The organism is Aegicerativicinus sediminis (genome assembly GCF_015476115.1).
GTDB classification, from domain to species: Bacteria; Bacteroidota; Bacteroidia; order Flavobacteriales; family Flavobacteriaceae; genus Aegicerativicinus; species Aegicerativicinus sediminis.
The window spans coordinates 2,406,403-2,428,855 of sequence record NZ_CP064295.1 but is presented as its reverse complement, the minus strand read 5'-3'; the positions used below and the strand labels follow the sequence as shown (position 1 = coordinate 2,428,855).

Annotated in this window: 20 protein-coding genes; 13 read left to right on the top strand and 7 right to left on the bottom strand. The window is 35.6% G+C overall.

The features are described from left to right. Positions 1-16: 16 nt before the first annotated feature. The 5 genes from ISU00_RS10510 to ISU00_RS10490 all read left to right on the top strand — a co-directional run bounded on the left by ISU00_RS10510 (position 17) and on the right by ISU00_RS10490 (position 4,829). Positions 17-1,387: a pyridoxal phosphate-dependent decarboxylase family protein gene (locus tag ISU00_RS10510; protein WP_228850616.1), complete on the top strand. Its 1,371-nt coding sequence runs from the start codon at positions 17-19 to the stop codon at positions 1,385-1,387. A 101-nt stretch (positions 1,388-1,488) separates the two neighbouring features. Further along, entirely contained in the window at positions 1,489-1,875 is a 387-nt protein-coding gene (apaG, locus tag ISU00_RS10505; protein WP_228850615.1) for a Co2+/Mg2+ efflux protein ApaG, read from the top strand. Positions 1,876-2,032: 157 nt separating this feature from the next. Beyond that, complete coding sequence (pruA, locus tag ISU00_RS10500; RefSeq protein ID WP_228850614.1) at positions 2,033-3,658, top strand: L-glutamate gamma-semialdehyde dehydrogenase; 1,626 nt, start codon at positions 2,033-2,035, stop codon at positions 3,656-3,658. 66 nt (positions 3,659-3,724) lie between these two features. After that, a complete protein-coding gene (locus tag ISU00_RS10495) occupies positions 3,725-4,228 on the top strand; it encodes a cupin domain-containing protein (protein WP_228850613.1) in 504 nt (167 codons plus the stop codon). A 52-nt stretch (positions 4,229-4,280) separates the two neighbouring features. Beyond that, on the top strand, positions 4,281-4,829 hold the full coding sequence (locus tag ISU00_RS10490) for an inorganic diphosphatase (protein ID WP_228850612.1): 549 nt from the start codon (positions 4,281-4,283) through the stop codon (positions 4,827-4,829). A gap of 2 nt (positions 4,830-4,831) precedes the next feature. Here the strand turns inward: ISU00_RS10490 and rsmG are convergent, their stop codons facing one another. Next, complete coding sequence (rsmG, locus tag ISU00_RS10485) at positions 4,832-5,449, bottom strand: 16S rRNA (guanine(527)-N(7))-methyltransferase RsmG (protein WP_228850611.1); 618 nt, start codon at positions 5,447-5,449, stop codon at positions 4,832-4,834. A 137-nt stretch (positions 5,450-5,586) separates the two neighbouring features. Here rsmG and ISU00_RS10480 point away from each other — a divergent pair, with 137 nt between their 5' ends. Together ISU00_RS10480 and ISU00_RS10475 are read left to right on the top strand one after the other, a co-directional pair. Beyond that, entirely contained in the window at positions 5,587-6,687 is a 1,101-nt protein-coding gene (locus ISU00_RS10480) for a fatty acid desaturase family protein (protein WP_228850610.1), read from the top strand. An 18-nt stretch (positions 6,688-6,705) separates the two neighbouring features. Next, positions 6,706-7,890, top strand: coding sequence for a pyridoxal phosphate-dependent aminotransferase (locus tag ISU00_RS10475; RefSeq protein ID WP_228850609.1), 1,185 nt, complete (start codon positions 6,706-6,708; stop codon positions 7,888-7,890). Positions 7,891-8,235: 345 nt separating this feature from the next. Here the strand turns inward: ISU00_RS10475 and ISU00_RS10470 are convergent, their stop codons facing one another. The 3 genes from ISU00_RS10470 to trkA form a co-directional block, all read right to left on the bottom strand. Then, positions 8,236-8,487 carry a hypothetical protein gene (locus ISU00_RS10470; protein ID WP_228850608.1) on the bottom strand — a complete coding sequence of 84 codons (252 nt, stop codon included), beginning with the start codon at positions 8,485-8,487 and terminating at the stop codon, positions 8,236-8,238. 85 nt (positions 8,488-8,572) lie between these two features. Further along, positions 8,573-10,066 carry a TrkH family potassium uptake protein gene (locus ISU00_RS10465; RefSeq protein ID WP_228850607.1) on the bottom strand — a complete coding sequence of 498 codons (1,494 nt, stop codon included), beginning with the start codon at positions 10,064-10,066 and terminating at the stop codon, positions 8,573-8,575. Positions 10,067-10,081: 15 nt separating this feature from the next. After that, the gene (gene trkA / locus ISU00_RS10460; RefSeq protein WP_228850606.1) at positions 10,082-11,431 is read right to left on the bottom strand and encodes a Trk system potassium transporter TrkA; all 1,350 of its coding nucleotides are present in this window, start codon (positions 11,429-11,431) and stop codon (positions 10,082-10,084) included. A 193-nt stretch (positions 11,432-11,624) separates the two neighbouring features. Here trkA and ubiE point away from each other — a divergent pair, with 193 nt between their 5' ends. Further along, a complete protein-coding gene (ubiE, locus tag ISU00_RS10455) occupies positions 11,625-12,389 on the top strand; it encodes a bifunctional demethylmenaquinone methyltransferase/2-methoxy-6-polyprenyl-1,4-benzoquinol methylase UbiE (protein WP_228850605.1) in 765 nt (254 codons plus the stop codon). Positions 12,390-12,405: 16 nt separating this feature from the next. Beyond that, positions 12,406-13,119: a type IX secretion/gliding motility protein PorT/SprT gene (porT, locus tag ISU00_RS10450; protein ID WP_228850604.1), complete on the top strand. Its 714-nt coding sequence runs from the start codon at positions 12,406-12,408 to the stop codon at positions 13,117-13,119. Here porT and ISU00_RS10445 read toward each other — a convergent pair. Then, on the bottom strand, positions 13,106-13,828 hold the full coding sequence (locus tag ISU00_RS10445) for a TrmH family RNA methyltransferase (protein WP_228850603.1): 723 nt from the start codon (positions 13,826-13,828) through the stop codon (positions 13,106-13,108). The genes porT and ISU00_RS10445 overlap by 14 nt on opposite strands. Positions 13,829-13,957: 129 nt before the next feature. Here ISU00_RS10445 and tamL point away from each other — a divergent pair, with 129 nt between their 5' ends. After that, positions 13,958-16,492 carry a translocation and assembly module lipoprotein TamL gene (gene tamL / locus ISU00_RS10440; RefSeq protein ID WP_228850602.1) on the top strand — a complete coding sequence of 845 codons (2,535 nt, stop codon included), beginning with the start codon at positions 13,958-13,960 and terminating at the stop codon, positions 16,490-16,492. A gap of 31 nt (positions 16,493-16,523) precedes the next feature. Further along, on the top strand, positions 16,524-17,504 hold the full coding sequence (locus tag ISU00_RS10435) for a DUF6807 family protein (RefSeq protein ID WP_228850601.1): 981 nt from the start codon (positions 16,524-16,526) through the stop codon (positions 17,502-17,504). Here ISU00_RS10435 and ISU00_RS10430 read toward each other — a convergent pair. Next, positions 17,501-19,171, bottom strand: a complete 1,671-nt coding sequence (locus tag ISU00_RS10430; RefSeq protein ID WP_228850600.1) for an FAD-dependent oxidoreductase — start codon at positions 19,169-19,171, stop codon at positions 17,501-17,503. The two genes, ISU00_RS10435 and ISU00_RS10430, sit on opposite strands and share 4 nt — an antisense overlap. A 261-nt stretch (positions 19,172-19,432) precedes the next feature. Here ISU00_RS10430 and fbaA point away from each other — a divergent pair, with 261 nt between their 5' ends. Together fbaA and accD are read left to right on the top strand one after the other, a co-directional pair. Then, entirely contained in the window at positions 19,433-20,500 is a 1,068-nt protein-coding gene (gene fbaA / locus ISU00_RS10425; RefSeq protein ID WP_228850599.1) for a class II fructose-bisphosphate aldolase, read from the top strand. Between the two features lie 53 nt (positions 20,501-20,553). Beyond that, positions 20,554-21,411, top strand: a complete 858-nt coding sequence (gene accD, locus ISU00_RS10420; RefSeq protein ID WP_228850598.1) for an acetyl-CoA carboxylase, carboxyltransferase subunit beta — start codon at positions 20,554-20,556, stop codon at positions 21,409-21,411. Between the two features lie 69 nt (positions 21,412-21,480). On the opposite strand, the gene ISU00_RS10415 is transcribed toward accD, so the two are convergent. Continuing rightward, a complete protein-coding gene (locus ISU00_RS10415; RefSeq protein WP_228850597.1) occupies positions 21,481-22,326 on the bottom strand; it encodes a hypothetical protein in 846 nt (281 codons plus the stop codon). Positions 22,327-22,453 lie beyond the last annotated feature (127 nt).

The following is a 22,453-nucleotide window of genomic DNA, read 5'->3' as shown; positions in this document are numbered from 1 at the left end:
TAAACTAGTTTTCAAATTGAAGGAAGAGCTACAATTATTCATGGAGTTATGTGATGTATTGCTTCAATCTGAAGAAGAACATCCCATTGTTGCACCTGTTAAAATTCCAGATTTATTTAAAAAATTAGACCTAAGCTTGAAAGCCACTGCTGAATTGGAGGAAAATTTCATTTCAGGACTTAAGGAGCTAATTAAAGCAACCCCTAAAACAGCGACCAACAGATTCTTCAATCAATTATATGGGGGGCGCGTTCCCAAAGCAGTGCTTGGTGACCTTTTAGCAGTAATGCTCAATACTAGTATGTATACCTATAAAGTGGCTGGTCCCCAAATTGGAGTAGAAAAGGTAATACTTCAAGCAAGCAAAGAATTAATAGGTTATCCAGATAGTTATGGAGGAACAATTGCCTCAGGTGGATCTATGAGCAATTTTATTTCTTTGATCCTCGCACGAGATGCAAAATTACCGGAGACATCAATGGTTGGGGTAAACCGAACCTTTACATTGTATACATCTGAGGCTTGCCATTATTCTATAGGCAAGAATGCTGCATTGTCAGGTATAGGGAGAAACAACGTTCGCTATGTCAAAACGGATGCTAGAGGCTGTATGCTGGTTTCGGATTTAGAAACCCAAATTGAAAAAGATATTGAGTTAGGAAACCTCCCCTTCTTTATCAATGCCACTGCTGGAACAACAGTGTTAGGCGCATTTGACCCTATAAAAGAAATTGCCAAAATATCTTCTAAATATGGGTTATGGTTTCATGTTGATGGTGCTTATTGCGGTTCCGTTATATTCAGTAACTCATATAACCATTTAGTGGAAGGTATAGAGCTTTCAGATAGTTTTAATTACAATGCCCACAAGATGTTGGGTACCCCAATGACCTGTTCCATATTTCTTTGCAAGGAAAAAAAGTTTCTTTATAACTCTTTGGCTGCTGATGCTGATTATCTATTTCAAACAGCAGTGGACGATTTTAACCCAGGTAAAACATCCTTACAATGTGGACGGCGTAACGACGCACTTAAATTATGGACCTTATGGAAATCTATAGGGACAGAAGGGTTGGGGAAAATGGTAGATCATCAATTTAAAATGGCAGATTTCGCCAGGAAGTACATTCAAGCAAATCCCAATTATACACTTTACAGTTATGAGAAATCTATTTCTGTATGTTTCAATTACAAGGATTATAATGCTAAAAAACTTTGCCACGCCATGTATGAAAAGGCAAAATTTCTTGTAAGTTTCGGTGAAAACAACGGAACCCAGTTCGTTAGGCTTGTAACTATTAATTCAATACTACAGCAAAGCGATATTTTGAATTTCTTCTCTTTATTGGAGCAATTTGCCGACACAGAATACCATTCCTCAAATTAACTGCACCATTGCTCGTATCAACCTCAAAAAGTGTACATTAGACTAATATTGAATTAATAATTCAAAAATTATCTTATTTTAGCGAAAGCATAGTTTATTTCATGGTACATCAAGTAACTAGTGGTATAAAAATTTCCGTTGAAACCACTTTCGAAGGAACTTTTTATAAAAATTATAAGGTACAGTATGCATTTGGCTATAGGGTAACCATTGAGAACCAAAGCAAAGATTCTGTACAGTTAAATACCCGTTATTGGAAAATTTACGACGCTTTGAACAATACTGAAGTTGTTGAAGGAGAAGGTGTCATTGGTAAAAAGCCCGTTTTGAAACCAGGTGAATCCCACACATACAATTCTGGCTGTTTGTTGACTTCACCATTTGGAGCTATGCATGGTTATTATCAAATGGTAAATTTCTCAACCACACAAAAATTTAAGGTTATGATACCTTGTTTTAAGTTAAGTGCACCATTCGCTATTAACTAACTTCCTCTCAAATCTTTTATCAAAAAACCCAACAGGTCATATTAGCCATCAATCTTAGATTTAACGCCTTTTTAGGACTGTTTCATTGGTTGAAAATCTATAATAGCGTACCTTTGCGTTCGCAAAATAACTATCAACTCTAAAAAGATAAATTTCGATGGGAAAAGGATTTTTCAACGTACCAATTGCCGTTAATGAACCTGTAAAAACATATGCTCCAGGATCACCTGAAAGGGATGCTGTTTTAAGTGCATACAAAAGTATGTTTAAGAGTCAAATTGAAGTGCCATTATTCATAAACGGAAAGGAAGTTAAAACTACCAGTACAAAACCAATGTCCCCTCCACATGACCACAAACATATTGTAGGGCATTACCATTTAGCTGAAAAGAAACATGTAGAAGAGGCAATTGAAACTGCATTGGAAGCAAGGAAAAAATGGTCTCAATTATCATGGGAACAACGTGCAGGAATCTTTTTAAAAGCAGCTGAATTAATTGCTGGTCCTTATAGAGCTAAAATCAATGCGGCAACAATGATTGCCCAGTCTAAAACAATTCACCAAGCCGAAATAGATGCCGCTTGCGAATTGATTGATTTTTTACGCTTCAATGTTCAGTATATGACCGATATATATGCGGAACAACCTGAAAGTACTTCAGATGCATGGAATAGAGTTGAATATAGACCGCTTGAAGGATTCACCTATGCCGTAACTCCATTTAATTTCACCGCAATTGCGGGAAATTTACCAGCTAGTATGGCATTAATGGGAAATGTTGTTGTATGGAAACCAAGTGATAGTCAGGTCTATTCGGCCCAGGTGATATTGGAGGTGTTCAAGGAAGCTGGTGTGCCTGATGGAGTTATAAACATGATTATGGGGGATCCGGTTATGATCACCGACACTATCCTTTCGCACCCAGATTTTTCAGGCTTACACTTTACTGGTTCCACGGATGTATTTAAAAACCTTTGGAAACAAATAGGTGAAAACATTCATAATTATAAAAATTACCCTAGAATTGTAGGAGAAACTGGTGGAAAAGACTTTATCATCGCTCATCCATCAGCAAATGCAAAACAAGTTGCTACTGCAATTGCCAGAGGTGCTTTTGAATTACAAGGACAAAAATGCAGCGCTGCGTCTAGAGCCTACATACCTGAAAGCTTGTGGGGTGATGTAAAAAAATATTTGTTGGATGATATAAAATCCTTCAAAATGGGATCACCTGAAGACATGGACAACTTTATAACGGCGGTAATCCATGAAGGTGCCTTCAACAAACTTGCTGGTTTTATCGACCAAGCCAAAAAAGATGCAAATGCGGAGATAATTGCAGGCGGAGGTTATGATAAGAGCAAGGGTTATTTTATAGAACCAACTGTCATCCTAACCACAGATCCAAAATACACCACCATGTGTACTGAATTATTTGGTCCTGTAATTACAATTTACATTTATAAGGATAACGCTTATTCCGAAACTTTAAAATTAGTTGACGAAACAAGTGTTTATGCCTTGACGGGTGCCGTTTTAGCCACTGATAGATACGCCATAGAGGAAGCTACCCAAGCACTTCAAAACTCGGCAGGAAACTTTTATATAAATGATAAACCTACGGGCGCTGTTGTTGGCCAACAACCATTTGGTGGTGCAAGAGCATCAGGAACAAATGATAAGGCAGGTAGTTCTCTAAACCTACTACGTTGGGTTTCACCAAGGCTAATTAAAGAAACTTTCGTAACGCCTACGGATTATAGATACCCCTTCTTGGGATAATAAAATTTTGTGTTAAAAAAGCCCGTTGAAACGGGCTTTTTTTTACTGTTTCATTATAATAAAAGAATGAGTAGAGCAAACGATTTAATAGATAAACTTCAATTATCTCCACATCCAGAGGGAGGGTATTTTAAAGAAAATTATAGGAGTAAAGGAATCATTGAACTTAATGACGTTAATCTTCAACTTAAAGGAAAACGAAATTATTCTACATCCATTTATTTTCTATTGACATCGTCCATGTATTCAGCTTTTCATAAAATTCACCAAGACGAAATTTGGCATTTCTATGAAGGTGAATGTATCACCATTTATGACATTGATCCAAATGGAAGTTTAAAAATCCATAGAGTAGGTAACAAGGTTGGTCTTGGCGAAGAATTTCAGGTTGTAATACCCGCAAACCATTGGTTTGCAGCGAATATTGATAAACCAGACTCTTATGGATTAGTTGGCTGTACTGTTGCTCCGGGATTTGACTTTTCCGACTTTGAGTTGGCATCAAAAAAACAATTATTAGAAAAATTCCCTCAACACAGTCTAATTATTGAGCAATTTTGTCGAAAATAAAATTCAAACCAATACGATATAACAAGTATGGCTATCTTTGCCAAAAATTTCAATGATGAATAAAGTTAGTAATCCATGGCATAATGTAGACATAGGGGATGATATACCCAACGTAGTAAACGCAATCATTGAAATTCCAAAAAATACCAGAGCCAAATACGAATTAGACAAAGAATCTGGGCTTTTGAAATTGGATAGGGTTATTTATTCCGCAATGCATTATCCATCCAACTACGGTTTTATTCCTCAAACCTTTTGTGACGATAAGGATCCATTAGATATCGTTGTTCTTTCTCAAATTGAAGTGTTTCCTCTATGCATCTTACGTGCTAGGGTCATCGGAGTAATGCGAATGCTTGATGGAGGAGAAATGGATGATAAAATTATTGCAGTTGCCAATGATGACATTTCGGTAAATCATATTAATGATATATCTGAATTACCTGATCATTTTTTCAGGGAACTGAAAACATTTTTTGAAGATTATAAAAAGCTAGAGCATAAAACTGTTGTTGTTGAGGAATTTCAAAACTCTGAAACTGCTAAACAAATATTGTTAAAAAGCATTGAGGACTACAAAGAATACATCAAAACCCATTAAGATTATATTGGCAGGTATACTATTTTCTTAGTTTCAAAAAAATCTTCTTTAAAATAAGAAGATAAATCGATCACTTTTGCATTTGGGAATCCCTTTAATTCCTCTTGCAAATCACCACCCTTTAAGTAAATTATTCCATTTTTTATAGTATGGTTCTGTTTTGAAGAAATCTTTCCCCTTGTCCAATGCACAAAAGTAGGCATCGCTGCCACAGCACGACTTATAATAAAGTCGAATTTCCCTGGGATTTCTTCTACTCTACTATGTATGGTTGAAACATTCTTTAAGCCCAAACCCTCCACTACTTCTTGAACAACCTTCAATTTTTTGGCTATACTATCAACTAATACAAACTCAGTTTCTGGAAACATAATTGCCAAAGGAATTCCAGGAAAACCACCGCCCGTTCCTACATCTAAAATTTTAGCTTTAGGATTAAAATTAATGAACTTTGCAATTGCCAAACTATGCAATACGTGTCTTAAGTAAAGTTCGTCGATATCCTTTCTAGACACCACATTTATTTTCAGATTCCAATCTTGGTACAAAGCTTCCAAGGAAGCATATTGTTTAATTTGCTCTGAACTTAGATTTTGAAAATAATCCAAGATAGTTTCCATTCTCTTAATTTTTTAGCAAAAATATATAATAATTAATGGTTAATTTTTGTTATTATATGTCCATGCGCCTATTATTATTAGCTATCTTTGCGCTGAATTTTTTGTAATCAAAATTTATTCACTAAGACATAGAATTAATGACCAAACAGGCCCTAAGTTTTTCGCGTAATGACTCAGCAAAATTTTTTAGAACTCTCAATAAACGCGTAAACGACTATTTTAAAGAAAATAATTTAAAACGAACCGGTAACTGGAAAATCTGGGTAAAAACATTAGTAATGTTCGCCTTGTTTTTGGCTCCCTATTTCCTAATACTTACCCTTGACATTCCAGGATGGGCACAATTGCTCCTTGTGGTAGTGATGGGAATAGGTATGGCCGGTGTCGGTATGAATGTAATGCATGATGGAAACCATGGTTCTTATTCAAGTAAAAAATGGATAAATAAACTAATGGGCGGAAGCATTTATATACTAGCTGGAAATGTTTACAATTGGCAGGTACAGCATAATGTATTACACCATACATACACCAACATACACGGACATGATGAAGATTTAGATGCAAAAGGAATATTAAGATTTTCCAAACATGCCAAATGGAAAAAATTCCACAGATTCCAACATCTATATTCAATATTACTTTATGGCCTTCTTACCCTAAATTGGGCAATTACGACAGATTGGTTGCAAATGCGTAACTACATGAAACGCAAACTATCTTATGGAGAGCTTCCAAGGCCATGGCAAAATTGGACAATTTTGGCTCTTAGCAAAGTTGTTTATTTAAGCATCTGGATTGTAATTCCAATGCTTGTTTTAGATATTCCATGGTGGAAAGTACTTCTTGGTTTTGTTGTGATGCATTATGTCGCTGGAATTATTCTCAGTGTAATTTTTCAATTGGCTCACGTAATGGATGAAGCAGAAATGCCATTGCCAGCTGAAGATGGAACTATTGAGAATACTTGGGCAATTCACCAATTACATACTACCGTGAATTTTGGAACAAAAAATAGGTTGATTAATTGGTTCACCGGAGGTTTAAATCATCAGGTTGAACATCATATTTTCCCAAACATTAGTCATATTCACTACACGAAAATTTCTAAAATTGTGAAACAAACTGCTTTGGAATTTAATCTACCGTATAAAGAATACGAAACAACAAGAAAAGCGATTTTAGCCCATTTCAGGTTTTTGAAAGAAATGGGGGCCAAACCTGCCTTGACAGCCTAAATTAATATTAACTACATAATGGACCAACTATCCGATAGAATTAAAAATCTATCAACATCGCAAACCCTTGCCATGGCTGCAAAAGCTAGAGAATTAAGAGAGCAAGGTAAAGATATTATTGGGTTGAGTTTGGGTGAACCAGACTTTGAAATTCCTGATTTTGTTAAAGATTCTGCAATTGCAGCAATAAATGAAGGTTACAACACCTATACTCCAGTTGATGGATACGGGGAGTTAAAACAAGCCATCATTACTAAGTTTAAACGCGATAACAATCTTTCATATAAACCATCCCAAATTGTAGTTTCAACAGGGGCGAAGCAATCTTTAGCAAATGTTGCTTTAGTCGCTCTTAATCCTGGAGACGAAGTGCTTTTGCCTTGTCCATATTGGGTAAGTTATGCTGAAATAGTTAAGTTGGCGGAGGGTACACCAGTAGAAGTTCAAACTTCTTTAGAAAATGATTTTAAATTAACTCCTGATCAACTTCGGGCGGCAATTACCCCAAGAACCAAAATGATTTGGTACAGTTCACCTTGTAACCCAAGCGGATCTGTTTATAGCAAAGAAGAATTGCGCGCCTTGGCAGATGTTTTGAAAGACTTTCCACAAATTATAGTTGTTTCAGATGAAATCTATGAGCATATAAACTTCGTTGGTGGTCATGCTAGCATGGCTGAGTTTGAAGATATGTACGATAGAACCGTAACCGTTAATGGTGTGTCTAAGGCATATGCTATGACAGGATGGAGAATTGGTTACATTGGTGCACCTGAATGGATAGCAAGAGCGTGCAATAAAATTCAAGGACAAGTTACTAGTGGAGCCAATTGTATTGCTCAACGTGCAACTATAACTGCCTTAAACGAACCTCCTTCTAGAATTCAATACATGATTAATGAATTTAAAGAGCGTAGATCCTTAATTCTTGGGCTCTTAGGAGAAATACCTGGCTTTAAAACTTCTGAACCAGGAGGTGCATTTTACGTATTCCCAGATATATCTTATTATTTCGGAAAAACTTTAAAAGGTACAACGATTAAGGATGCTACAGATTTTTCATTGTTTTTATTAGAACATGCATTAGTGGCAACTGTAACTGGAGACGCCTTCGGAAACCCTAATTGTATTAGAATTTCCTATGCAGCCTCACAATCGCAAATTAAAGAAGCAATTAAAAGAATAAAAGAGGCCTTAGCCTAATTTATTTGAAGTCACTCCGAACTGAAAAGTTCATATAAACTTGCAAAAAGTATACTCGCAGCGAATAGCATAAAAACAACAAGTTTAATGTCGCGAGTATACTTTTCTCTTTTTAGCCTTTCAGGTATTGAATTTATGATCAAAGGTTGGGAAGCTCATAAGGCAATATTTTTTTAATCGTACAAGTACTATAGCTAGAATCATTGTAAATATTAGATACCTTACTTCTCTTTTTACCCAACAGTTTGTAATTTCTGAGAATAACATTAATGCTGCCTACCCCACCTAATAACCTGTGTTATGAATTAAGTATTGAATGATATGGGTTATATTGAAACAATTCTCTTAAAGAATTATGCTCAATAAAGCAGCAAAAAGGCTGAACTTTAAAAGTATTTCCATAGAATTGGCACCCCTTAAAAGCCTATGCTTCGCAACAAGCCTTTTAGCATACAAACTGTCCGGATTTACCCTTTCTAAATTATACTCTACGATTTTTTTATAATTGGAAGTTATAAATCCAGAAGGACGATCAATTACATCCACTTCTATTCTTCTTCCAACAATTACTCTTGGGTGGTTTACTGCTACGTTCATTTTTTGATTGATTGATGATTATTACATCTATATGACGATAACAGAAAAAAATTGTTACAATTAACAGAATCGGCTAAATATGTAATTAGCGATTACGCCAGAAAAATGGTGTTAAAAGTATAAGGACTGTAAAAAGCTCCAACCTGCCTATCAGCATGAGAAAACAGGCCCACCATTTACCGATCATAGGTAAGGCCGAATAATTGTAAACTGGCCCAAAGCTACCGAGCGCTGGACCAACATTTCCGAGAGTTGAAGCGGCTAAACCAACTGAGGAAGTAAAATCGATCTGCATCATTCCAAAAACTACGGAGCCAATGATAAAGGATAGCATATAAAGAATAAAAAATCCTAGAATATTAAATACGATCTCACCTCGTATAGATTTTGAATTATATCGAACTGGTAATACTGCATTAGGGTGCAATGCACGTTTAAATTCTAAGAATCCATTTTTAATCATTAACAAATGACGTACAACCTTAATACCTCCCGATGTACTGCCCGCACTTCCTCCAAGAAACATCAATCCGAAGAAAAAGACTGTTAGAAATGGTGTCCAGGCGGTATAATCCGCTGAAACAAAACCTGTTGTGGTAATAATTGCTAGAACTTGAAATAAACCATGCCTAAAGGAACTTTCACCTCTACCCCAGACCATTGGATGATCTATGGTGGATTGTAAGAAATCAGCCCTAAAATATATTATCAAAGAAGCGATAACCGTAAATATGAAGATAAACCTAAAATACAATTTGAATTCTTCATCCCTAATTACTTTTTGAACCCTTCCTTTAAAAGCAAAATAGCTCAAAACGAAATTGGTCCCTGCTAAAAACATAAAGACAATAATGATATATTGAATGATTGGTTCCCCATTCCAATGGGCTACACTAGCATTTTTGGTCGAAAAACCTCCGGTAGACAAGGTAGAAAGCGCATGATTAATGGCATCAAAAAAAGACATTCCTGCAGCTTGCAGCAACAAAGTCTCAGCAGCGGTATAGCCAAAATAGATTAACCAAAGACGCTTAGCCGTGTCTGTGATACGTGGATGCAATTTGTCGGCACTTGGCCCAGGAGCTTCAGCTGCGAATAACTGCATACCACCAATACCCAGTAGTGGTAAAATTGCTACTGCAAGAACAATTATTCCCATCCCACCTATCCAGTGGGTTAGGCTTCGCCAGAACAAAACTCCTTTGGGTACAATTTCTATATCATTTAAAATCGATGCCCCTGTGGTAGTATATCCAGACATTGTTTCAAAAAACGCTTCAGTAATAGTAGGAATAGAACCTGTAAACAGGTATGGTAATGTTCCTGTAAATGCCATTACCACCCAGCCGAAAGCAACAACAACATAACCTTCTCGCTTATTTAATTCTTTACGATGGTCTTTGGTAACGAACATCATTAAGGCACCAACAGCAGATACCAAGAATCCAGCCAATGCAATTTTTGGAGTAACCCCATCCTGATAAATAAGGCTGATCAGTGCGGCTAATAACATAAATCCCCCATTGAACACCATTAGCAGTCCGAAAAAATGCCAAATAATCTTAGTGTTCAATTTCATCTAGTGCAGGATATTTTAAAAAAAGAATTCTTCAACTCGTGTAATGGAAGTCGGCAAGCAGCAAACTACGACTTTATCACCAATATCTATTTGAAAATCTCCTAATGGGATTATTCCTTTACCCTCTCTAATGACCCCACCGATAATGGCAGAGCGAGGAAATTTTAAATCCTTTATTTTCTTTTGGGTAATTCTAGAGGCAGATTTAACCTCAAACTCCAGCAACTCCGCATTTAAGTTATTAAGTTTGGTCATAGCTACAACCTCTCCCTTTCTAATAAATCTGAATATATTATTTGCCGCTAGGAGTTTCTTATTTATTAATGTATCGATTCCGATTGATTGAGAAAGCTGATAATAATCCATATTCTCTACTAATGCAATTGTTTTTTTAACGCCTTTCGATTTTGCCACTAGGCAGGACATAATATTGGTTTCAGAATTACCGGTAACGGAGATAAATGCATCCATATCCTCAATATTCTCTTCCTCCAATAATTCCACATTTCTACCATCTCCGTTTATCACCAACACATCTGGAAGTTCATCAGCCAAATCGAAAGCAATATCTTTATCCTTCTCAATAATTTTAACCTTAAATTTTGATTGGCACAATTCCCTAGAAGTTTTCAAACCAATTTGACTTCCACCCAAAATCATTACATTCTTTATTTCACTTTTAACTTTACCAGAAAGTTCAAACAATTCCATATCACCACCTTTGGAAGTGATGAAAACAACCTTGTCCCCTTCTTTGAAAAGCGTATCTCCTCTTGGAATTAAAGTATATTGGGTTGCATAGCGTTGAATAGCGATAGGGACAAAATGAAGTTCTGGGAAATGTTCTGCGGCTTCTTGTACAGTTTTACCAACAAAACTAGCGGTTCTTGAGAGACGTAAACTTAACATGGTTAGCACGCCGTCTTCAAACTCGTAGCTATCATTAAATCCATACTGATTTAAAAGTAATTCTATTTCAGCTGCAGCTAAAGATTCAGGTGAAATCAACTCATCAATTCCAAATTTGGTAAAACCTACATCCTCTTGATTTTCAATAAATTCAACATTAGCTATCCGTGCAATGGTTCGTTTGGCTCCCAATTGTTTAGCAAGGACACTAGAGGTAATATTTGTTGTTTCAGAAGAAGTTACGGCTATAAATAAATCTACATTCTTTATACGAGCATCCTTTAAGACAGTAATGGAAGTTGCATCTCCTTTAACAACCCTTATATCTAGATGGTCACTAGCATAAGCTAAGTTAACTCGATCAGTGTCTATAAGAGTTATTTCTTGTGATTCATAAGAAAGCAGCTTAGCAAGATGGAACCCTACTTCCCCTGCCCCAGCGATTATAATCTTCATATAAAAAGGATGTTAGCTACTTTAATTAAAATAAAAAGCCCGTTAAGTTAAGATCAGGCATTAGAATACTTGAAACTTTATATACTTACAAATATAGTATTTAAATAGAATTTGCATTACAAGATTTTAATCCCATAACCATAAACTATTTCCCATTACTTAAGACAGATATTCTATATTTGCCAAAAGTTTTATGGCCTCAAAAGTTACTCCATATAAAAATAGCGAAAAGACAAAAAAAGAACAGGTAACCACCATGTTCGATAAAATTTCTGGCTCTTATGATGAACTAAATCGAGTTATATCCTTCGGAATCGATGTTAAATGGAGAAAAAAAGTTGTAGACCTTGTAAAGCAAATTAATCCAAATTCTATTTTGGATATAGCCACAGGTACAGGTGATTTAGCTATTAATTTGATGGAAACCAAGGCCGAAAAAATTGTTGGTCTGGATATTAGTCCAGGGATGTTAGAAGTTGGCAGAAAAAAAGTTGTTGAAAAAAAACTAAATAATACCATTGAACTTGTTGAAGGAGACTCTGAGGCATTACCCTTTGAAGATAATTCCTTTGATGCTATTACCGTAGCTTTTGGTATACGAAATTTTGAAAATCTGGAATTAGGTTTAAGTGAAATATTAAGAGTTCTTAAACCACAAGGGCGTTTCGTAATTTTAGAAACCTCTGTGCCAACTAAAACCCCATTTAAACAAGGCTACCGTTTCTACACTAAATATATATTACCGGCTATTGGCAAAGTTTTTTCAAAAGATAAATCTGCCTATGGTTATCTCTCAGAATCGGCTGCAACATTTCCATACGGAGAAACTCTCAACAATATTTTGCGGAAAATTGGGTTTATTAATGTCGAAGACCTGCCCCTAACATTAGGTGTGGCAAGTATCTATATAGCCTCAAAGGCTGAAACACAAAAGAACGAATTAGCACAAACCGAATAATCAACTCTAAGTCTGCATGAAGCAATTACTTTTTGTTATTGGATTTTTGATGATTGCGCACAGCGCGCCAGCTCAATTATTTTCTAAGGAAAAAATCCTAAACCAAGAAAATTTTGATAAACAGCGATTGACATGGGGTTTCTTTCTGGGGCTCAATACCTATGATTTTAAATTTACCTACAATAGAGACCAAAGTGACATTCAAACAAAAATGAATACTGGGTTTAATGTTGGTTTAGTTTCAGACTTAAGGTTAAATGATTATTTCAATATAAGGTTCGAACCAGGTCTATATATTAATCAAAGGGACCTATATTACGGCGAAGATTGGTTTAATGGGCAAAGTGTTAATGATAATGACCTATTGCGTGAAGTAAAATCTACCTACGTACATTTTCCAGTTCTTTTAAAGGTTTCAACTAAACGCTTAAATAATTTTAAGCCTTACGTTCTCGGTGGAGTTTCAGCCGCCTTGAATCTATCAAGTAACCAAGAAAACCCAGATGATAACAGCGTTGGCCAGTTTAGAACTAAACGCAGTATGTTATTTTGGGAAGTTGGCTTTGGAATCGACTTTTACCTTTATTGGTTTAAATTCAGCCCTTCCATTCGTGGTGTTTTTGCCATTAATGATGAAGTAGTAAGAGACCGTGATCCCAATAGTCCTTGGACCAACAATATAAATTCAATGCAATCTAGGGGGGTATTCTTAAACTTTACCTTTCAGTAGTTCTCCTGAATTCACTTAAGAGGATTGCGGTGGCAGTTGCAACATTTAGGCTTTCTGCCGTTTCAACAGAACCGTAAGAAGGGATAGACAATTTCTTACTTACCAACTTTTCAATTTCAGAGGAGATTCCATTGGCTTCATTCCCCATTACCAAAATTCCTGACCTTGGCAGTTCAGCAGAATAAACATTTTCACCCTCCATAAAGGCTCCAAAAATTGGCTGTTTAGTCATCTCCAGATAATTAGAAAGGTTCAAATAATTTATGTTTACCCTAGTTAAAGATCCCATTGTAGCCTGAACTACCTTAGGATTGTAACAATCAACAGTACCCTCATTGCAAATCAATTGTTTTACACCAAACCAATCGCATAATCTTATTATGGTACCTAAATTTCCTGGGTCCCTCACATTGTCTAAAGCAACTATCAATCCTAAATCCACAATATTTTTTGGTTCAGGAATTCGGAAGAGACCTAAAACTTTATTGGGAGATTGTAAAAAACTAATCTTATTAAGGTCTGTTTCGGTAATATCTACAAAAGGAAGACTGAACAAATCTTCAGTGGAAAAAAGTTCGTGATGTATATACTTTGAATTTAGAAACTCACTCACACCTTTTACTCCCTCTACAACAAAAAGTCCATTTTTTTTACGATACTTTTTGTTCTGAAGAGAATTAATTAGTTTTTGTTGAGATTTAGATAGCATGAAATTGTAGTTACCTTTGCTCTTAACCGAATACGCAAGGTAATCTTTTTTGAAGAAAATATTCTTTACATGAAAAGCGCAAATAAAGTACCTTTGGAAATGGTTCCCAAAATTTAGTATCGTTCTTAATTGAATTATCCATTTAAATACGTTGGACTTCTAATAATTGTCCTGTTAATTTTCTCTTCCTGCAACGTTTTAAAACGGGTTGGGGAGGATGAACAATTATTGGTTGAAAATGAAATTCTAGTTAATGGCGAAAAGGAGAAGGATGAAGAAGTAACAAATAACATTTTTCAAAAGCCAAACACCTCATTATTGGGCCTTCCAATTAAACTACACATTTACAACTTAGCTCGACCCAATATTGATTCTATACTAAATGAGAAATACCATAATCCTGAAAAACCCAAAACTTTTCTAAGAAATTTACTCTCGTTAAAACAGTATGAAGCTTGGGTAAGATCCCAAAAAAACTTGAATTCTTGGATAAAACGAATTGGTGAACCTCCTGCAATTTTTAACCCTCAGCAAGCTACCAAGACCACTGTTCAACTTGACAAATATTACTATAGTATTGGGTATTTTGATGCAGAAGTATCTTATGATACTATACCCAAAAATGAATCCAGAAAAATTAAAGCCCAATATAATGTTGAAACTGGAGAACGATATCTACTGGATTCGATTTTTAAAACCATTTCTACTCCTATTGTAGACTCTCTATATGTTTCTACAAAAAATGAATCTATATTGAAAAAAGGAGATCCCTATTTTGAAGATAACTACACGGCAGAAAGAGATAGGATTACATCCGTAATGCGTAATTCAGGGGTTTATCATTTTCAAGAAGATTATGTTTTTTTCACTTTAGATACTATTGGTAAAGACCACAAACTCGACACAGAAATTTTAATTGGAGATCGGGAAATCCGAGTTGGTGATTCGACCTATCGTGAGCCATTTAGAATTTATAAAATTAATAATGTAAATATTTACCCCGATTATTCCTTCGATAATAGAAATGAAACCATAAAAGATACGGTTACCTATAAACATTTTAATTTCTATACTGTAGACAAATTAAAATATAGGCCGAGGGCATTAGCCGATGCAATATTTTTAACGAAGGATGAAATATTTAGAAATATCAATGTTACAAGAACAGCTAGGGGTTTAAGCCAATTAAACACCTTTAGATACCCCTCCATTGAGGCCGTAGAGGTTAATGATAGTACTTTGGACTACAACATATTCCTAGCTCCTCGTAAAAAATATGAGCTTGGGTTTAATTTTGATGTTACCCAAAGTGATATCCAAACAATTGGATTTACGGTGAGTAGTGGTATAAAAATTAGAAATATTTTTAGAGGGGCTGAAAATCTTGAGTTTTCTCTTTTAGGTTCCATTGGTTCCTCTAGAGATGCAAGCTTGTCTAGTAATCGCGATCAGTTTTTTGATATTAATGAAGTGGGAGCCAATTTGAAATTAATAATACCCCGTATTTTCTTTCCCTTTAAAACGGATAAGATTATTAAAAAATACATGTCGCCTAGCACGAGGATTTCGGCTACAATGACTGGTCAGCGTAATATCGGACTTGACAAGCAGACTTTTACAACTTCGTTTACTTATAATTGGAAACCAAAGGACATTATAACACTAAATGCAGATCTTTTCAATATCCAATACGTGAAAAATTTGAATGTCGAAAATTACTTTAGGGTATATGAAAATTCTTTCAAGCGCTTAAACCAAATAGCCATGAGTACAGGCTATATTCCCGACCAAGAGACTTTATTAATCCCTGAAGGTGCAGACCAATTTATTGAAGATGTTTTAAATAACAACACAAGCCTAACCCCAGATGATAGGGATTATGTTTCTGTTGCAAACATCAATCAAAGAAAACAAAGACTAACTCAGGACAACTTAATTTTCGCAGCTAATTTTGGCTATATAAGGGATAAACGGGAAAGTCTTTTTGATGATGAATTTTCACTATTTAGATTTAGAGTGGAATTGGCCGGTAATACGCTTTCCTCAGTATCGAAACTTATCAATCTCCAAAAAGATTCGGAAGGTAGGTATGAAATTTTTGGGGTCCCTTATTCACAATACACAAAATTTGAAGTTGATTATATTAAATATTGGAATCTTGGAGCGAAAAATATTTTTGCAATCCGAGCTTATGGTGGTATTGCCATACCTTACGGCAACGCCAGCAATATTCCATTTTCCAAATCATTCTTTGCAGGTGGACCCAATGACAACCGTGCATGGACAGCCTATAACTTAGGACCCGGAAGTTCACAAACAACTAACGAATTTAATGAGGCCAATTTTAAATTGGCATTCTCAGCAGAACAGCGATTTAATTTAATAGGTCCATTTAATGGGGCTGTATTTGTAGATGTTGGTAATATCTGGAACATTTTCGATGATGTTACTGATGAAGGTGCAACCTTTGACGGGTTTAGTTCACTTAAAGATATTGCCGTAGGATCGGGTTTTGGTCTTCGTTATGATTTCAAGTATTTTGTGTTAAGGGGAGATGTCGGTTTTAAAACTTACAACCCATCTCAACCTTTGGGTGACCGTTGGTTTAGGAATTATAATTTTGCCTCAGCGGTTTACAACATAGGTATTAATTATCCTTTTTAGTGTGCATCTTAATCCATTGCAAATTAATGTCTTGACAAATAATTTAATAAACTATAGGATTAACATAAATTTTCTCCAAGCGCTTTATTGGGCAATTTTTATTTTTTCGACAACAATTGGATATTCCCAGAAAGTAGAGCTAGACACTTTAACAGACGGATTCTTATTCAAAGATTCTGAAGGTCCTATCCTTAAATATCAGGTACAACCTAAATCTAAAAACGGAAAATTTTCAAGAAACAATTATTTACATCCTGTTTATGGATGGAATGGTGAAATAATAACAGAAGACTTTCCTGAAGACCACTTGCATCATAGAGGAATTTTCTGGGCATGGCATCAAATTTATAAGGATTCGGTGCGACTTGGTGATGGTTGGACTTTAGAGGGCGTTCGTTGGAACATTGAAAACACTGAGGCTAAATCAGTCATGGACATGCTTATGATAGTCAATAAGGTTCACTGGTATTCTCCTAAAATTGTGGACACTTTGGATAGCCAAATCCCTTTTATTGAGGAGAAAAATTCAATTTATGTACATCCGAAATCGGAAAATTATCGTCTTATACAAATAAGAATTGCATTACGGGCTCTAAGTCCTGGTATTAAAATTGGAGGATCTGAAGATGAAAAGGGTTATGGGGGTTTTTCTGCTAGAATTAAACTACCGAATAACTTAAGTTTTAGAAATAAAAATGGATCGGTAAAACCAGATAATCTACCCATTGAAGGATATGGCTGGATGGATTTTACCGGTAATATAGAAAATGAGAAACAGCCATCTGGAATAGCGATTCTTTGCAATTCCAACAATCCCTATTATCCCGAAAATTGGATTTTGCGATCTGAAAAGAGCATGCAAAATGCGGTCTATCCGTATCCAGGTTCAAGGATAATTGAAGTTCCCCAAGACAAGCCTATTGTACTAGAATATCGACTAATTATACACGATGGATCATTTAGTGTAAAGGATTTACAAATTCTTCACAGTATTTACTCCGCTACAGATTAGTCTAATCTAGTGTTGGTTAAAATTTGACCAGCCTCCTCTAATTTATCTTTCAATTCTGAATAAGGGACATTTTGAACAGTAGAGTTGTTTTCAATAGCCAAATCGGCAATCTGAGCTGCAGATTCACCAAGAAGCATATAGACGGGTTCCATTCTAATACTGCCAAAGGCAATATGGGAACTTGAAACGCATACAGGCACAATTAAATTTGTACACTCATTAGATTTAGGCAATATAGTGCCCATTGCAATAACATAAGGATGCGGAGGTTTTACCCCTATATCCCCTTCATTTTGAACATGATTTGATTTGGTAATATATCGTTGAACATTGTGAGAATCTAAATTATAAGAACCCATACCGATAGATTCCGGAGTATCTCTCTTTCCCATAACATCTAGCTCAGTCATCACATATTCACCCAACATCCTACGAGACTCCCTTACATATATTTGATCTGGGAAACCACCATTGTCTGTGAATTCATCCTTTGCATAACCCCATTTGGCCATTTCCTTCCTTATCTTTTCTGGAACTCGGGAATCTGTCATCGTGAAATACATTAATCCTTGTTGATAGCTTTTGTGCTCTTCAAGTATTTCATTCCTGCGCTCGTAAGAAGCATCCGGATAATCATAATTCATACCAATGTTATCAAAACTAAAGGGACCATGGTTATTCACATCTGTTTTACCGTTTGGTATTTCATCAAATTTATGAAAAGTCTCATCCCACCCTTTAGCATAAATACGGCCTAATAGCTCATAATCTTTAGGATCATAACCCTCGGGTTTAGTAATCGGTATTTTATTGTCTTCTAATCTGGTTAAGCAAAGTCTATAACAATACGCTTCTAATTTGTGATCACCTTCCCCGTTCTTTCCAATATCATCTGTTGAGATTTTTGGCAATACCCCAGAATTTGGGTCTTTTTTAGTTAAATAGGGATCAATTTTTAAATGCTTGAAATTATGATGGTGCATAAAAACCCCTTGCTGAATTCCGTTATAGGATTCACCATAAACACTATTTGCTTCTCGACCCACAGTGTATGCAACACCTGCAGCTGCCATTAAATCCCCTTCATAGGTAGCATCTATAAAAACCTTTCCTTTTATATGTTTACCTGATAGCGTATAAAAACCCTCAATAGATTTATCCTGAAAATCTAATGCCTTATTTCGATCTAACCATTCGTTTTTAAGAATGACAATATTTGGATGCTTCACCCAATTTGTAAAGACCTTCTCAGCCACATGAGGTTCGAAGGTCCACATCGTTTCGGTACTTTCATCCAAAGCTGCGGTTCCCTGCCCTTTATTTCCAAAATTTTCTTTAGAGACCAAATTCCATGCATCCTCCCTTGAATAATGATCATATATTTTTTTATAGAATTCGTTAGCTAAACCTCCAACCAAATCTTTATGGCCGCTATCGGTGAATCCCAAACCGTGAGAAGACATACCTCCCAAATGTTTATCTGGTGAAACTAAAATGACCTTTCTATTTAAAGCGGCAGCCTTTACAGCAGCAATAACCCCAGAAGATGTTCCTCCATAAATAACCACATCTGCTTCATAGGTAGTTTTATTACCATTGAAAGGCTGTGAAAGTACCAGAATTGGGAGACAAATTATAACGAGTAAATTAAGGGGGTTAAATTTCATTTTTATGCAATTTGAGAATATGATTTTTAGGTTTAGAAAAATACAATATTCTTTAAATTATTATAGAATGAGTTCGTAATTGTTTTTAGACTAAATTTAGAATCTACATAGCAAAGAAATATGATTCAGATAGTTGTAATTCACGTCGTAATCTAAAACGATTGCGGTGACTTTTACTGGTAAAAAGCACTGAAACCTCAAAGTCTTAATCAATATTTTCCGTATTTTTGGCAAAATTATTTCTACACAAAAAATCCAATCATGTCACATAATATTAAAGCAGGGGTAGCTACCGGAAAGGAAGTTCAGGAAATATTCAAATTAGCTAAGGAAAAGGGATTTGCCCTTCCCGCTGTTAACGTTATCGGTTCTAACACCATAAATGGAGTACTTGAAACCGCTAAAAGCCTAAACGCACCGGTCATTATTCAATTTTCAAATGGAGGTGCACAATTCAATTCAGGTAAATCCTTGAGCAATGAAAACCAAAAGTCCGCAATTGTTGGGGCAATAGCTGGAGCTAAGCATGTTCATTTAATGGCGGAGGCGTATGGTGTTCCTGTGATCCTTCATACAGACCATTGTGCAAAAAAATTATTGCCTTGGATCGATGGTTTGCTCGATGCTAGCGAAGAACATTTCGCAAAAACAGGGAAACCTTTGTATAGCTCACATATGATTGATTTATCAGAGGAACCGTTGGAGGAAAATATAGAGATTTGTAAAAAGTACCTTGAGCGAATGAGCAAAATGGGTATGACTTTGGAAATTGAATTAGGTATTACGGGTGGTGAAGAAGACGGAGTAGATAATACAGATGTAGATGATTCTAAACTTTACACCCAACCTGAAGAAGTAGCCTATGCATTTGAAGAATTAAGTAAGGTAAGTGACCAATTTACGATTGCTGCAGCTTTTGGAAATGTACATGGCGTATATAAACCCGGAAACGTTAAATTAACCCCGAAAATTCTGAGAAACTCTCAAACATATATTTCTGAAAAATACAATCTTGGACCTAATCATATAGATTTTGTTTTCCATGGCGGTTCTGGATCAACGGTCGAAGAAATTCGTGAGGCAATTGGATATGGAGTTATTAAAATGAATATTGACACGGATATGCAATATGCATTTATGAGCGGTGTTAGAGATTATATGGCGGATAAGTCTGAATATCTTCAATCCCAAATTGGTAGCCCTGACGGACCAGATTCTCCAAACAAAAAATACTACGATCCAAGAGTTTGGTTACGTAAGGGTGAAGAAACTTTTGTTGCAAGACTTAAAAAGGCTTTTGAAGACCTTAACAACGTGAATACATTATAATTCTTAACTTGTATTGATCTTTTAATAGATAGCATTTATAAATCCCACATTTTATGTCTTGGTTTAAACGCAAAACAAAAGGAATCACAACAACAACCGAAGAAAAGAAAGATACTCCTAAAGGTCTTTGGTACAAATCACCTACCGGTAAAATTATAGATACTGAGGAATTAGAGAAGAATTATTTTGTAAGTCCAGAAGACGGTTATCATGTTCGAATTGGCAGTAAAGAATATTTCCAGATTTTATTTGATGATGGTGATTTCAAGGAACTAGATCCAAATTTAGTTTCTAAAGATCCATTGAGTTTTGAGGATACAAAAAAATACCCCGAAAGGTTAAAAAGTGCTCAAGAAAAGACTGGTTTAAAAGATGCAGTTCGCACTGCCATTGGCAAATCTAAAGGAAAAGATTTAGTGGTTGCTTGTATGGATTTTTCATTTATTGGAGGATCCATGGGAAGTGTCGTTGGAGAAAAAATTGCAAGAGCTGCAGATTATTCGTTGAAAAATAATATTCCTTTTGTTATTATTTCAAAATCTGGCGGTGCACGTATGATGGAAGCTGCATACTCTTTGATGCAATTGGCAAAAACCTCTGCAAAATTGGCCCAGTTAGCCGATGCTAAAATACCTTATATTTCGTTGTGTACAGATCCGACTACTGGTGGTACTACCGCATCTTTTGCAATGCTAGGTGATATTAACATTAGTGAACCAGGTGCCTTAATCGGTTTTGCAGGGCCAAGGGTTGTACAAGAAGCAACAGGACAAAAACTACCTGATGGATTTCAAACTGCCGAATTCTTGTTAGAACATGGCTTTTTAGATTTTATCACCCATCGAAAAGATTTAAAAAACAAAATCAATCAATACATTGATCTTATTACGAATCAACCTCTAAGAGAGTAAATTGATTTAATATATTATAAAAAAGGAGCGGCAATTGCCGCTCCTTTTTTGTCACAAAGTGACTATAGATCAGTTCATGCTGATATTCACAATTCTTCCATTGCTAAAAGTGAAGATGGCCTTATCATCACATTCGCCAGAACCAAAATCCATTAAGCCTTCAAACAAAGTTCTTTTCACACTTACGGTTCCACTTACAAAATAAAAGCATGAAGCCTCTCTTCTTAAAGCAGTTAAAACTTCATAATTATGTGTGTTACCATTTGCAAAAGCACTGGTCCAACTTCCGGTAATTAAATAAACATTATCACTAAAGATTGCAGTTCCGGCACCTTCTATCTGCTCTCTAACCTTTTGTCCTGTCCTAGAGGAGGTCATACCATTTTTCCAATTTACGGTTAAATTTAAGTTATGGGTAAATTGTGGATTTCCATTTCCATTTGATCTTTGAAACAGTATGGACATTGCTCCCTCTACTCCATTTTCATCAATCGTAAAATTTTCCAATTCATAGTTGATCGAAATCTGTTGGGCATTAGGATCCCGATTATAGGAAACTTTAAGTGTTCCCGTCACAGCATGACCATTTATATTACAATTATCACCAAAATTAATGACCACTTCCCTATAAGTACTACTACCTGAAATATTAAAAGTTGAACAATCAGGGATGTTACTGCTAGTAGACGAAACTCGCCCAACATCTTGTGCAGAAGTTGTTTCATAAATCCCAATGACCAAATCTGCTATGGCAGCTTCAGTTTGATCCATATTAGAGTTAAATGCAATCTCTGTAGATTCTTGAGTGGATAGTCCGTTATCATCATTGGAATCATCGCTTGAACAATTGAATAATGCTAAAGTAAACATAGTTGCAGCTAAGAAAGTTAGCCTTGTTAAATAAGGTTTTTTCATGAGAATTTGATTTAGGTTTATGTTTTTTAGACGTTTTAATTAATAATAGGTTTAACGTTCGATACGTACTAAACGCAAAAAAGATTATTTTATGTTATTAATTAATGAATTTGACTATCTTTGCCGC